The sequence below is a fragment of the Cyanobacteria bacterium GSL.Bin1 genome (assembly GCA_009909085.1).
In the GTDB taxonomy this organism is placed as follows: Bacteria; Cyanobacteriota; Cyanobacteriia; order Cyanobacteriales; family Rubidibacteraceae; genus Halothece.
The window spans coordinates 28,263-41,802 of record JAAANX010000202.1 but is presented as its reverse complement, the minus strand read 5'-3'; the positions used below and the strand labels follow the sequence as shown (position 1 = coordinate 41,802).

The 13,540-nt window shown below is 42.8% G+C and carries 14 protein-coding genes; 5 read left to right on the top strand and 9 right to left on the bottom strand.

Annotated elements, in window-relative coordinates:
- Window positions 1-157 precede the first annotated feature (157 nt).
- Window positions 158-466, top strand: a complete 309-nt coding sequence (locus GVY04_23275) for a hypothetical protein (GenBank protein NBD18949.1) — start codon at window positions 158-160, stop codon at window positions 464-466.
- Between the two features lie 8 nt (window positions 467-474).
- On the opposite strand, the gene GVY04_23270 is transcribed toward GVY04_23275, so the two are convergent.
- The 3 genes from GVY04_23270 to uvrA form a co-directional block, all read right to left on the bottom strand.
- Window positions 475-1,062, bottom strand: a complete 588-nt coding sequence (locus GVY04_23270; GenBank protein NBD18948.1) for a dephospho-CoA kinase — start codon at window positions 1,060-1,062, stop codon at window positions 475-477.
- A gap of 87 nt (window positions 1,063-1,149) precedes the next feature.
- A complete protein-coding gene (locus GVY04_23265) occupies window positions 1,150-1,956 on the bottom strand; it encodes a uroporphyrinogen-III synthase (GenBank protein ID NBD18947.1) in 807 nt (268 codons plus the stop codon).
- A 71-nt stretch (window positions 1,957-2,027) separates the two neighbouring features.
- Window positions 2,028-4,880: an excinuclease ABC subunit UvrA gene (uvrA, locus tag GVY04_23260; protein ID NBD18946.1), complete on the bottom strand. Its 2,853-nt coding sequence runs from the start codon at window positions 4,878-4,880 to the stop codon at window positions 2,028-2,030.
- A gap of 222 nt (window positions 4,881-5,102) precedes the next feature.
- Between uvrA and GVY04_23255 the strand changes: the two genes are divergently transcribed.
- The gene (locus GVY04_23255; GenBank protein NBD18945.1) at window positions 5,103-5,687 is read left to right on the top strand and encodes a Uma2 family endonuclease; all 585 of its coding nucleotides are present in this window, start codon (window positions 5,103-5,105) and stop codon (window positions 5,685-5,687) included.
- A gap of 94 nt (window positions 5,688-5,781) precedes the next feature.
- Here the strand turns inward: GVY04_23255 and GVY04_23250 are convergent, their stop codons facing one another.
- From GVY04_23250 to GVY04_23235, 4 genes are all read right to left on the bottom strand, one after another.
- Complete coding sequence (locus tag GVY04_23250) at window positions 5,782-6,207, bottom strand: L,D-transpeptidase family protein (GenBank protein NBD18944.1); 426 nt, start codon at window positions 6,205-6,207, stop codon at window positions 5,782-5,784.
- A gap of 350 nt (window positions 6,208-6,557) precedes the next feature.
- Window positions 6,558-7,463, bottom strand: coding sequence for a hypothetical protein (locus tag GVY04_23245; GenBank protein ID NBD18943.1), 906 nt, complete (start codon window positions 7,461-7,463; stop codon window positions 6,558-6,560).
- Window positions 7,464-7,525: 62 nt separating this feature from the next.
- The gene (locus GVY04_23240; protein NBD18942.1) at window positions 7,526-8,008 is read right to left on the bottom strand and encodes a hypothetical protein; all 483 of its coding nucleotides are present in this window, start codon (window positions 8,006-8,008) and stop codon (window positions 7,526-7,528) included.
- 942 nt (window positions 8,009-8,950) lie between these two features.
- Window positions 8,951-9,466: a universal stress protein gene (locus GVY04_23235; protein ID NBD18941.1), complete on the bottom strand. Its 516-nt coding sequence runs from the start codon at window positions 9,464-9,466 to the stop codon at window positions 8,951-8,953.
- A 456-nt stretch (window positions 9,467-9,922) separates the two neighbouring features.
- On the opposite strand from GVY04_23235, the gene GVY04_23230 reads away from it, so the two are divergent.
- Window positions 9,923-10,375: a cupin domain-containing protein gene (locus GVY04_23230; protein ID NBD18940.1), complete on the top strand. Its 453-nt coding sequence runs from the start codon at window positions 9,923-9,925 to the stop codon at window positions 10,373-10,375.
- A gap of 14 nt (window positions 10,376-10,389) precedes the next feature.
- On the opposite strand, the gene GVY04_23225 is transcribed toward GVY04_23230, so the two are convergent.
- Together GVY04_23225 and GVY04_23220 are read right to left on the bottom strand one after the other, a co-directional pair.
- Window positions 10,390-10,926, bottom strand: a complete 537-nt coding sequence (locus tag GVY04_23225; protein NBD18939.1) for a cofactor assembly of complex C subunit B — start codon at window positions 10,924-10,926, stop codon at window positions 10,390-10,392.
- A 38-nt stretch (window positions 10,927-10,964) separates the two neighbouring features.
- Window positions 10,965-11,318 (bottom strand): PadR family transcriptional regulator, encoded by a 354-nt coding sequence (locus tag GVY04_23220; GenBank protein NBD18938.1) that lies wholly within the window; start codon window positions 11,316-11,318, stop codon window positions 10,965-10,967.
- A gap of 275 nt (window positions 11,319-11,593) precedes the next feature.
- On the opposite strand from GVY04_23220, the gene GVY04_23215 reads away from it, so the two are divergent.
- Both GVY04_23215 and serS read left to right on the top strand, forming a co-directional pair.
- A complete protein-coding gene (locus tag GVY04_23215; protein ID NBD18937.1) occupies window positions 11,594-12,160 on the top strand; it encodes a DUF3611 family protein in 567 nt (188 codons plus the stop codon).
- Between the two features lie 87 nt (window positions 12,161-12,247).
- Entirely contained in the window at window positions 12,248-13,537 is a 1,290-nt protein-coding gene (gene serS / locus GVY04_23210; GenBank protein ID NBD18936.1) for a serine--tRNA ligase, read from the top strand.
- The last annotated feature ends 3 nt before the right edge of the window (window positions 13,538-13,540 follow it).

Sequence of the window (13,540 nt, the reverse complement as noted above, 5' to 3'; positions counted from 1 at the left end):
ATCATAGACTTTAATCAATTTAACAAGGGGATTTTTTACGGAGTCAGATTTGACTGTGTATTGATCGATGGTTTACTTACTGATGGTTAGCCTCGATCGCGCACTTTTTCAGTAAGCCCTAATTACGAAACAAGAAGGAAATCTCAGTGACCTGAGATTGTATTATCGCGGTTGGACCGGATTAGACCAATGGACACAGATTGCCGAACAAGAAATTTGGCTAAATCACGGTTGGGACTGGTTTCATTATTTGAAAACAGGAGAAGTGCTAGAAGCGGATGAAACCAATAAAGAATGGGCAAAAGTTCGCATTCATTATTCCTCTCCTGATGAAACAGACAAAGGCATTTGCGAAGCAACAGTCGAAAGCACTGGCGAACTAACCACCGCTGGTGAATCAGGATCGCCTCCTCATCAGGCAATGGTTAAACAGTATCAGGTGACTGTTCTCGAAGACTTAAAATAATGAGGATGTCAAAACTGTTGATCGACCTGTTGTTGTAACTCATCAATATTAGTTTGATTATCAATCACCACATCCGCTTGGGCAACTTTTTGGAAGAGAGGCATTTGGGAGGCAATGCGCGATCGCGCCTCTGTTTCTGACAACCCATCCCGCTGTATCACTCGCGCCAGTTGTTGTTCTGGGGAACACGTTACCACCCAAATTTCTGTCACTAAATCGGTCATTTTGGCTTCAAACAGGAGGGGAACGACCACCAATACTAGCTTGGCACTCAGTTGAGATAACTCAGTTTCGATCCGTTGGCGCACATAAGGATGAATTTGTTGTTCTAACCACTGTTTTTCTGAGGGCTGATCAAAGATGATTTGACCGAGGCGCGATCGATCCAAACTGCCATCTGCTTGCAAAATCTTATCCCCATACCGTTTTTGAATGAGTGTTAGGATGGGTGAATCTTGACTCACTGCATCTCGTGCATACTGATCGGCATCTAAAACAGGAACTTGATAAGCCTGATGCACATAATCCGAAACCGTACTTTTTCCGGTCGCAATCCCACCGGTTAAACCAATAATGCGGCGCTGTCTCATGCTGATGACCTAAGTGATACTCAATGGAAAACGGTTTCAGGGTAGTTAAAAACAGCAACTTTCTCCTCCTAAAAATGTCAAGACTAGGGGTCACTAATTTTTAGCCGATCCAGCTTCAGCATTGACCGCCACAATTGCTTCGGTTAACCCTTCCAGGGTATAGTGTTTTGCTTCGACATCACATCTTCCCAAAAATTTTCTGCACGCTTGTGAAGTTTGTGGACCGATAGAAGCAATAGTAACGGTTGCCAATACTGATTTTAAGTTTATTTCAGAGCCAAATGGAGGAATTAAGAGATCGTAAAAGTGTCGAACCGTTTTAGAACTGGCAAATGTGATCACATCAACTTCTCGTTCTTTTAGGGCTTTCACCGCAACCGGATCAGCACTGGCGGGACAACTGGATTGATAAGCCGGTACAGCAATCACTTCTGCTTGTTGTGTTTGAAATTCTTCAATCAAAACTTCCCTCCCTCCAGTTTCCACGCGTGGGAAGAGGATTTTTTGTTGGGCTAAAAGGTCAGGAAAGGATTCTACTAAGGAATCGGCAACAAAGTTGGGAGGAATAAAAGTGGGTCGAATCCCATATTGTTCAAGGACACTTGCCGTTTTTTTACCGACAACTGCAATTTTGAGAGAATGGAGAAGGGTCGGATCAACCTGTAAGTTTTCTAGACGTTCCCAGAAAAACTTGACCCCATTGGCTGAGGTTAAAATCAGCCAGTCAAAAGTGGATAGCGCCTCAATTGCCTGATCAAGGGGTTCCCAACTTGAGGGGGGACGAATTTCTAACGCCGCCATTTCTATGACAGTTGCCCCCTGTTTTTCCAGCAGCGTGCGAAAGGCTTGGGCTTGGTTAGCCGCCCGCGTCACTAAAATCGTTTTTTTGCTAAGCGTCATTGGTCGTTAGTCATTAGTCATTAGTCGTTATTAATTGTTCATTGTTAATTATTAATTATCTTAGATATGGCTTACGAATCCAAGATTGTCTTTAAATATTGTCCCGTGTAAGAGTGATTTGCACTCGCTACTGTTTCTGGGGTTCCGGTTGCAATTACTTCTCCTCCTTTATCTCCGCCTTCAGGACCTAAATCAATTAACCAGTCCGCACAACGAATAATATCTAAGTTATGTTCAATCACCAAGATTGAATTTCCCTTATCCACCAAGCGTTGTAAAACGTTTAAGAGTTGGTGAACATCATAAAAGGATAAACCGGTGGTGGGTTCATCGATTAAATAGAGGGTTTTGCCCGTGGCGCGTCGGGATAATTCGGTGGCGAGTTTGATCCGTTGTGCTTCTCCACCGGATAAAGTAGGGGCAGGTTGTCCTAGGGGAATATAGCCTAAACCGACATCAACCAGGGTTTGTAACCGAGTGGCGGCACGGGGAATATTTTCAAAAACGGCTAGGGATTCTTCTACCGTCATGTTAAGAACATCGGCAATGGAATACCCTTTATATTTCACTTGTAAGGTTTCGCGGTTATAGCGTGCCCCTTTGCACACTTCGCATTCTACATAAACATTGGGCAGAAAGTTCATTTCGATGACATTCACCCCCTGTCCATTACAGGCTTCGCAGCGTCCGCCTTTGACATTAAAAGAAAATCGTCCCGCTTTATAACCTCTGGCTTTTGCTTCAACGGTTTCGGTAAAGACAGAACGAATGGGATCAAAAGCCCCTGTATAAGTGGCAGGGTTAGACCGTGGGGTGCGACCAATGGGAGATTGATCAATCACGATCACTTTATCCACTGCATCCAGTCCTTTCAGTTTTCCCAACCCTTTCGGAAACGGGATTTTATAACCGAGGCGATGCTTTAAAGCCGGATAGAGGAGTTCATTGATCAGCGTCGATTTACCCGAACCCGAAACCCCGGTGACGCAAACCAGTTTTCCTAGGGGAATATCCACGTCAATGTGTTGTAGGTTATTCGCGTGGGCATCAATTAACGATAAGGATTTGCCATTGCCTTTGCGCCTTTTTTCTGGAGTGGGGATAATCCGTCTTTGGGCTAAGTAATCACCGGTAATCGAGTCTTTAGAATCCGTAATTGCTTTTAAGTTACCCTGGGCAACAATATTCCCGCCATGAATACCTGCGCCTGGTCCAATATCGACGAGTTGATCCGCACTACGAATCGTTTCTTCGTCATGTTCGACAACAATGAGGGTGTTCCCTAAATCGCGGAGTTTTTTCAGGGTTTCTAGCAGGCGTCCGTTGTCTCGTTGATGCAACCCAATACTCGGTTCATCTAAAACATATAGGACTCCGGTTAGCCCTGATCCAATTTGCGTCGCGAGACGAATGCGTTGGGCTTCTCCTCCCGATAAGGTCATGGCAGGACGATCAAGCGTGAGATAATCTAAACCCACATCAAGCAGAAATTGCAGTCTCGCTTGAATTTCTTTCAGGGCGAGTTCACCAATTTTGGCTTGTTTTGACGAGAGTTGCAGTTGCTGGATACGGCTTAAACATTCGGTGATGGCAACGCTAGTCAGTTGAATAATATTGTATTGCCCTAACCGGACGGAGAGAGAAGCGGGTTTGAGTCGTTTTCCTCCACAAACTTCACAGGTTTGATCGACTCGATACTGTTCCAGTTTTTGCTTATACGTCTCAGAAGCGGTTTCTAGAGCCCGTTCTAAACCAGAAATAACTCCATAATAGGGTTTATGATATCCTCTGGGCTGATCGCCTCGCGCGTCTTCATAGATAAAGATGGGTTCGCCTGTGCCATATAAAATAATCTCCTGCTGTTCGGGAGTCAGTTTTTCCCAAGGGGTTTGCAGTTCAAAACCATAGGCTTCGCCGAGGCTGTAGAGGAGGGAGAGATAATAACTGTTGTCTTTATCTGACCACGGCGCGATCGCGCTGTAAACGGGCTGTTTGGGGTCAGGAACCACTAATTCGTGCGAAAACATCCGCAGTCGTCCAATACCATGACAGTGGGAACACGCCCCATAAGGGGAATTGAAAGAAAACAAACGGGGAGAGAGTTCTTCAATCACCGCGCCGTGTTCGGGACAAGCAAAGTTTTCCGAAAAGACAATTTCTTTGGGTAGATGATCTTCTTTTTCGGCTGAGTCCTCTTGCTTTAAGATATCAATCAGGGCAATGCCACTAGAACGGTGTAAACAGGTGGCGAGGGAGTCGGCTAACCGTTCTTCAATTCCCTCTTTTTTAATCAGGCGATCCACAACTACTTCGATGGTGTGGTGTTTATTTTTACTGAGTTTGATTGGATCTGATAACTCTTGAATGGTGCCATCAATGCGAACTCGGACAAACCCTTCACTAACGAGACTTGATAGGAGTTGTTGGTGCGTTCCCTTTTGCCCGCGCACCACGGGCGCTAAAATCTGGAAGCGAGTGCGATCGGGCAATTCCATAATTTGATCGCACATTTGGTCAATGGTTTGGGGAGAAATCGCGCGATCGCAGCGAGGACAATGGGGTTCGCCAGCGCGCCCAAACAGCAACCGCAGATAGTCATAGATTTCGGTAACCGTTCCTACTGTGGAACGAGGGTTGTGAGACGTGGATTTTTGGTCAATGGAAATGGCAGGACTTAAGCCTTCAATAGCATCTACATCCGGCTTATCCACTTGTCCGAGAAATTGTCGGGCATAAGCACTTAATGACTCGACATAGCGTCGTTGTCCTTCTGCAAAAATGGTATCGAAGGCAAGAGACGACTTACCCGAACCCGAAACTCCTGTAAACACAATGAGGCGATCGCGCGGTAATTCTAAGTCGATATTGTTCAGATTGTGTTGTCTTGCGCCACGAATGCGAATACGAGAAGAAGAATCAGACATAAGCGTTGCTGGGTTAGGCAATGAGTATTAGGATAACTCATCTCGTCATGACTCGCTGACCCAGTGATCTCGCTTCTCATCTCTCCTTGTTTCAAAACCTGATTGCAAAATAGGCTATTCTTTAATGCGGGTAATCCTTGAAGTCAGTTTTCGCGCCATGTTCCCATCGCGCTACAAAAGCTCAGTTACAATAAAGATCGCGCTCTGAGGAGAACTGCCGTTATGGAAACCCTAACCTTTGCGCTTCCTCAAAACACTACCCTCCACGTTTCTCGTGCTGATTTTGCGGCAATCGCAGCCGTTAACCGCGACCTCCAACTGGAACGAACAGCAGACGGAACTTTAATTGTGAATCCTCTCACTGGAAGTGAATCTGGCAAACGTAATCTTAGTATCGGTGCCCAACTCTGGATTTGGGCGGAAGCCAACGAAATATTGGGAGTTGCCTTTGATTCTTCCGCAGGCTTTGAGTTACCCAATGGGGCAATTCGTGCACCTGATGCGTCTTGGGTAAGGCGCGATCGCTGGGAGGCTCTTTCGCAAGAAGAGAAGGAAGGATTTGCCCCCCTGTGTCCCGATTTCGTGATTGAATTGCGCTCGAAGCGCGATCGTCTCGCGACGTTACAGGAAAAGATGCGCGAATATCTAGCCAATGGCGCACGACTCGGCTGGCTCATCGATCCTCAAAATCAGCGAGTGGAAATTTACCGGAGTGGCAGAGAGGTTGAAGTTTTGGAGCAACCCGATCAATTATCTGGTGAGGATATCCTTCCCAATTTTACTTTGGACTTGCATCGTATCTGGTAGCGCTTCACCAATACACAAGAGCATCAGACTAAGCAACAAGGGTCTATATTGATTTGTGTAGGGAGGCTTCATCGCACTCTCTACTGCTTTGACCTTATTGATGAATAACGACAGGAATTCCCATCGGAGTCCATTCATAAATCTCTTCTGCAGCCTCAAGGGGAAGATTAATACAACCGTGACTCACCCGAGTTCCAAATTGATTATGCCAATATGCGCCATGAATTGCATATCCTCGATGATAGTACATCACATGAGGAACATTGGGAACATCGTAATCAGCGCCCCGCATTCTGTCTTGACGCAGTTTGCGTTGGATACTAAAGATTCCACTGTGAGTAGGAGTGGCTGTTTTCCCAGTAGAAACAATGGTTTGGTAGTGACTTGTTGCTCCCTGCCAAGCTGTTAACTGTTGTTCAGAGAGATCGATTTCCAGCCAACGTTGTTCCGATTTTTTGAGACTTTCGAGTTTTTGGGCAAGCCGAGTCGATGTTTCTGCCAGCACTGCTGTCGGCATCATCATTGCCATGACAGTAATGCCCATAATGATTCCCACTAATGAGGGGATGAAACGAGCAAGCCACAACTGGCCAACTTTTTTGTCATAACTGCTCACCTCTAATCATGTCTTGGAAATAATCTTTTGACTTTGCTAAAAAATTATTGTTATTAATTGTTCTATTTCTATTTTAAAATTTCACGAAAGAATGTTGATGAAGATACTGCTGAGTAGAGCTGAAGACAATTGATTACCAGCTTGATACAAGTTGTAGCGATCCCAATCGTGCAAGGTTAAGGGATCAAGAGTAATGAAACTCTCTTTCCCTTTTTAACGAGTAGGGATCAAAACGAATCAATCAGGTCAAGTCTCTAAATTTCTGAGGAAGAAGCTGTTCCTTCTAACTGATCAAACCGTTTACCAATGGATTCTGGGAATACAGTTCCGACTCGCGACAAAATAACTGCACCAAAGCCAAAGAGGGTAACCATTAAGACAATTAATCCGCCGGCAATGGGAATGAAGCTAATGATCCCTAAAATGAGCATACCGAGGAGGAAGGGTTTAAATTTCGCGTCTTGGCGACCAAGGGGAGTTTGTTGTCCCACCCATAAACCGGTGGTGACACAACCGAGTAACCCTGTTACAGCAATGGCTAAATTAATGATGGGAATGAGTAAAAAGCCCAAGACACTCCCTGCAATGAGCCCTGTTAAGAGAGTAACAGCAATGATCGCGCCCAATCCCCACATGGCACTCTTAAACGGATGTTGGCTCATCGTTGCGGAAATCGTGCGCAGATGTCCGGGGAGTAACAGCAGTAAGAAAATACCAAAAGCAACAATGACAAGAATAGAGATGACATTGAAGATGACGCTACTGAGATAAACCGTACCAAAGAGTCCCAATCGGTTGACTAGTCCACTTGCTGCACTGGCAATTTCAACTTCATCGCCACTGATGGTTGCTCCTTCAGATTTTACAATTTCTCCCGCGATCGCGACAGCATTCCCGTCAACTTGAGCATTAGATTTGAGAATAATATCTCCCCCGATGGCGACTGCATCTCTGGTGACTCGTCCCCCTTCTAAAATGGTCACGGAACCGCCAATGGCGACCGCATCTGTAAACACTTGATTTTCAGCAACTGCAACATCCGTCCCAATTCTCACGACATCTTTCGTTTCATTATTATTAGCAGTAGCTACTCCGAAACCGAGAATCAAAAGGGTGGAAAGCAAGGCGAGGATCATTAATTTAATTGGCTTCCAATTCATGGGCTTGTCTCCTTCTTAATTTGTTAGAAACTCCATAGAATAACGAAAAAACTTTTACTTTACTAAAGCTTGTAGCCAATGTGGCGTAACAGACTCTGGCGCGCTTTGACATCCTCAGGGGTTTCTCTACCTTTGAGGGAAAAGCCATCGACCACTCCAACAATGCCTCGTCCTTGTTCTGTTTCAGCAATCAGTACTTCCACAGGATTAGCCGTGGCACAGTAAATATGACAAACTTCTGGACATTGCTTAAGCGCATTTAAAAAGTTGAGGGGATATGCCTCTTGAAGGACAATGACGAAGCTGTGTCCTGCTGAAATTGCCTCACCATTTTTCGCCGCGATCGCGCTCAGGGTCTCATCATTTCCGGCTAAACGCAGTAAGCGGTCTCCTGAAGCCTCACAAAAGGCTAAACCAAACTTCACTTGCGAGGAACCCCCTACCATAATTTCGTATAAATCCTCGACAGTTTTAATAAAGTGAGCTTGACCAATAATAATATTTGCTCCTTCTGGAATTTCCATCTTGACGGACTTGAGTTCTATTGTCATTGGCTTGACCTATCTTTAATGATTTTTTCAATAAGGAGGATTGACTGTTTAACCGATGAGAATAGTTAAATTAGTAGGGAGATGGGATTTGCTAATTATCTCCTTTCTCCCCGAACACGTCAGTTGGAGGAGGATTAAAGGTGAAATATCTTCATTTTCAGTAACTCAAAAGCGTTTCGATTGTTGTTTTTTTAGTCAGCCCATCAAGATAATGATTGACACTCCTAATGTCGTCAAAAAGAGCTTCCCAAAGTCTGAGGAAGTCTCACCTGGCTTGACTGCCGATCCAGGTATTTCCTCCATGAAACCGTCTATTTCAATTGAACTATGCTGATTGATTAATTAATTTTTCAGGACACTTTAATTGTGTCTTCTACTCGATTTAGTTTATATATAGTTTAATCGCTGATGATTATTTTCGGAATCAATATTAAGAATTTGCCTTAAATTGTAATAACTAAGCTAGAAAGTTAGTGAAACCAATAATGATCTAAATCACTTTTATTTTTTGATAAAAAGAGATATTTTTTGAGAAATAAATTATTTTTGATTCAGTTCTTTTTAACAAAATATTGAGATTAGTTACGCCAATTTATATTGATCGAAAATACTTTCCTGTCCCTTCATTGATGACATTATTTTAATAATTAACAAGAACGTTATTTTTTATCCCAGTAATATTAATAATGATGATCTAAATTTTGGTTTGCCTCTCCTCTTGTAGAGACAATTAAAGAGGCAATGAGTAACTCTCTGATTGTGGTATGTCCCTAAGAAGTTATTAGGTAATTGGTCAAACATCCCCCCTCCAAGTGACTGCGCGAGTAATCCCCTGCAAGTCTGAGCTTTGTCTGATTGCAAAGCAAACACTCAGCAAAAAAGTGACTCCATTTTTGTTAGAGATGGAATCTTACTGCCATAGTCGTGATGATAGTTTTAATGTTGAACAACTAAAACATGACAGGGCGCATGGTGGACAACATAATTGCTAACACTCCCTAAGAGGATTTCACTCATTCCTCTTCGTCCCCGCCGACCAATAACAATTAAGTCAACAGCATACCGTTCAGCCAGTTCACAAATCAATTTTCCCGGTTCGCCGACGCCATATTCATAGTCTGCTTGAACCCCTTCACGACTAGCGTACTCTTGCAAGGAACGTAACCAAGTATTTAACTCTGCGGTGGTTTCTTCAACGATTCGATCCGATAAAGTGAGTGTTTCTCCTGCATACAAACCCGCAACATTTATTCCCACTAGCGCATCTTCTCGTGTAGGAAAGTGGTTAATGCTATGAAAAATGAACAGATGGCTATTATCTTTTTTCGCTATGGCAATTGCTTGAGCCAGCACTTCTGAACGCTTGGGTTCTGCATGTGTTTCTGCTCGAGGCTCAACTGCGACTAGAATTTTATCATAATTTTCTTTTAGTTTGTTGGTTTGAGCAGTCATGATTCAAACTCCTCTTAACTGTACATGAATAGGGCAGGAAAATATTTTTTATTGATCCCTGTACTTCTATAATGGCACAGCTATTCAAATTAGAAATAAATCAGTAATATTTTTTATGATCCATTAGAGATTTAGATCGAAAAAGTAAGTACTCTATTGGTATTTAAAGTGCTCAAACAAGCAATGACGAAGTAGAGGAGATGAGAAAATGATTTAAATAAAATTAAGATTTAACCCATTTTTTAGATTGTAAAAAAGTTAATTTATATTAAGATTTTGGCAATTGGTCCTAAAAAAAAATTATGGTTTAAAATAAGTGCTTTCTTATCTCTATTAGCGACTGCAAGCAGAGATTTTCTCTTGTTCTTAGCAAGTACAGGAAGTAATTATATCCTTGCCCTGTTGCATAATGATCAATTGCCACTTGCGAACAGTTAATGAAACTGAGACAAAATAATGAATACTCAGTGCATGATTCCGGTTTATAAAACTGTAAAAAATTACCAAGCTTATCGTATTAGCCCTGACGATAATAATCGCTTAGCGATTATTTTTGATCCGACCAATGCTGATACCTCTCTAACTTTTTGCGTGGAAATTTTTGAACCCGGCGGAAAAACACCACTGCACCATCATCAAATTGGGGTTGAAATGTTTTTCATCTTGAAGGGGGAAGGAACTGCTGTTTGTGATGGCAAAATGGTATCTATCCAAACCGGGGATAGTATTTTAGTCCCACCAACAGGCAGGCATGAAATCCGAAATACAGGTTCAGGACGACTCTATGCCCTTTGTTTTATGGTTCCTAATGAGGACTTTGCAGAATTGATCCGTAGTGGGACGCCCGTTGGTTTAGATGAAGAAGATTTACAGGTTTTAGGACGCAACGATGCAATGGTTATGTGCTGATTGTCCAAATCTGCTTAATCTTGACGCTGCAGGGGAAGCGCTTGCTGTAGCTGAATTAACTCATCTCGATGGGCTTTTACTGTAATGAAGCTTTGAGTCGTTTCCATCCCTTCCGGCGTTTCCAGTTTCAGCGACACTTGTTCCACACGCCCTGCTTTTTGCCAATAGAAAATACCCGCTAAAGGTGTGAGTAGAGTCAATAAAAAGAATGCACTACGATAGCTAAACTCACTAAAGTAAAGGAACAGTACCAAACTAATACAAAGCAAACCCGATCCTGCTAAAACCGATAAAAAGATCGCTAGAAACCAACTGGGTTGGACAAATCCTTCAAGGGTCACTTGTTCTTGATCGGGATCAAAGGATGTCACCTTGTATGCCCGTTGGAAGAAATATGCTTTTACTTTTGGCAGTAAGTCCGTTTCTGGAAGATCGGCAGAAAATTGCACTTCTGTGGTGCGATCCTTAACCGAAGCCCGAATAAAGAAAAATAGACCAATTAAAAGTAAGATCGTTAAAAATAAGGTTGAAGATAGAACAGGAGTATTAATCACGTTTAGAGTAAAATTAGGGACTCGACGCTAATATATCAATTTTGAGCACACTTGTAATTGGTGTAAGTCTGCCAGAGTTGAGCGAGTTCCTCCGCTTGCTGCTGATTTTCTGGTAAAATCTTATACATTTTACGAGGACGACCACGCCCTTTCAACTTCCGCCAATACCCTTTGATGGTTCCGGATTCCTCCAAAAATTTCAAGGCACTATAAAGCACCGTATCCGACAGTCGGTACTGGGGATGATTCTCCATCAGGTGTTCAATTAATTCCGTCCCATAGGATTCTCTTTGTAACAAAATATCAAGAATATAACAAACTGCTAGTTCTCGATTAAGGTAAGTCGGAGGGGGATTATTGAAAAATTGATAGATGTCTTCAAATTTCATGGGCTTGACATGGGATTGACCGCATAAGCTCGTGATTATGGAAGTAAATTGAGGTCAATAAGGAAGTAGAGGGAAATTATTAATTAAACTACTAACAAAGTAAGGTAATTCGTGATAATTGTCCATTAAATTATTTTTCTTTATTTATAAAAAAAACTTTTCTTAAAGAGGGAAAATGATCTCGCAAGCCAACTCTAAGCAGTTCTTCCCTCGACAATAAACAGGACTCATCTAAAATGAGGGCATAGCGTCGTATCTGAAGCAGTAAAAAATTGATGGATAATAAGCCAGAAGTAAGCTCTTCTCTACCCCTTGCCGTGAAACGCGCCTCTTCTTCTCTCAAAGTTGGCGGAAATTTTGGGTTATGGGTACAACTGATTCTGGGTGTCGTCTCTGGAGTAACGCTGTTGGTCGCTTCTCCGAATTTAGGGGGCCAAAATACGACTCAAGCCACTGCCGTGGGGGTATTTTTCGCCCTTGGCGGAATTGTTGCCCTTGGGGTTAGTATCTATTTCTGTTTTCGTTACACTCGAATCTCCCGCCGCTTAGCCACCGCTGATAGCGGATCGCGCCCCAGTCGAGCAGTCATTTTACGTCAACTCCGTATTGGTTTAATTGTCAATTTAGTGGGGTTGCTACTGACAATTTTGGGGGCGCAAGCGATTGTTGGCATTGTTTTGGTGAAGTCGTTAACGCAACCGCAATTAGTGATTGGTGCAAAACCTCAAGAATTCGTGAATTCTATTGATTTGCTAATTATTCAGGCAAATGTTAATATTATTGCCGCTCATTTCGCTGGCATTCTTTCTTCTCTGTGGCTCACAGAAAGACTGAATAAATAATTAATTTGTTGTGTGTTATTTGTTGTTTATTTGAGAAACGAGTAACGAATGACTAATAACCAATGACTAATGACTGAAGGAGGTTATGTGCTAGAGCTAAAACGGATTCGTCAAGAACCAGAAGTTGTCCAAGAATTATTACATCGGCGGAGTTCTGAATATCAAATTCAAGAAATTTTGGATTTAAGTGAACAGCAGCGTCGTCTAGAAGGGGCGCGATCGCGCTTGCAAGCTCGCAGTAACGAAATTAGTAAGGAAATTGGTCAAAAAATTAAATCCGGACTCGCTCCCGATAGCGAAGAAATTCAGAATATTAAAGCAGAAAGTAACAAAATTAAACAAGAACTCAGCGCACTCGAACCACAAGAAAAAGACCTCAAAGCCCAAATTAAAGCTCTCCTTTTATCTCTGCCCAATCTCCCCAGTGAAACCGTTCCTGTTGGCAAAGATGAAACGGAAAATGTTGAGGTGCGGCGTTGGGGTGATGAATATTTACCAGCGAATTCTGATGCGATTTTACCCCATTGGGAAATGGGAGAAAAACTGGGAATTTTAGAATTTACCCGTGCGGTCAAAGTGGCGCAAAGTCGATTTGTGAACTTGATTGGCAAGGGGGCTGCCTTAGAAAGAGCCTTGATTAGTTTCATGCTCAATCAACAAATTCAAGCCGGCTATCTAGAAGTGATGCCACCGGTTTTAATTAATAGCCAATCCCTCACGGGAACCGGACAACTGCCGAAATTTGCTGAAGAAAGTTTTCAATGTCAAGGGGATGATTTGTGGTTAGCCCCCACCGCTGAAGTGCCAGTGACCAATTTGTATCGAGATGAAGTTTTAGAAGCGACTCAACTCCCCATTTATCATTGTGCTTATACCCCTTGTTTTCGACGAGAAGCCGGTAGTTATGGTAAAGATACCAGAGGGTTAATTCGTCTCCATCAATTTAATAAAGTGGAGCTAGTGAAACTCGTTAGACCGGAAAATTCTGCCGCTGAACATGAAACATTAGTGCAAAATGCAGAAGCGATTTTACAAGCCTTAAAACTGCCTTATCGGGTTATAGAGTTGTGTACCGGCGATCTCGGTTTTGGCGCAGCAAAATGTTATGATTTAGAAGTTTGGCTCCCCTCTTCTCAGACTTATCGAGAAATTTCAAGTTGTTCTAACTTTGTTGATTTTCAAGCTCGACGCGCCAATATTCGCTTCAAAGAAGCCAATAAAAAAGGAACTGAGTTTGTTCATACTTTGAATGGTTCAGGACTTGCCATTGGACGGACGATGGCTGCCATTTTAGAGAACTATCAACAAGCAGATGGTACAGTGAAAATACCAGAGGTTTTACAACCTTATTTGCGTGAAACTGTACTGAAACGTTAAGGA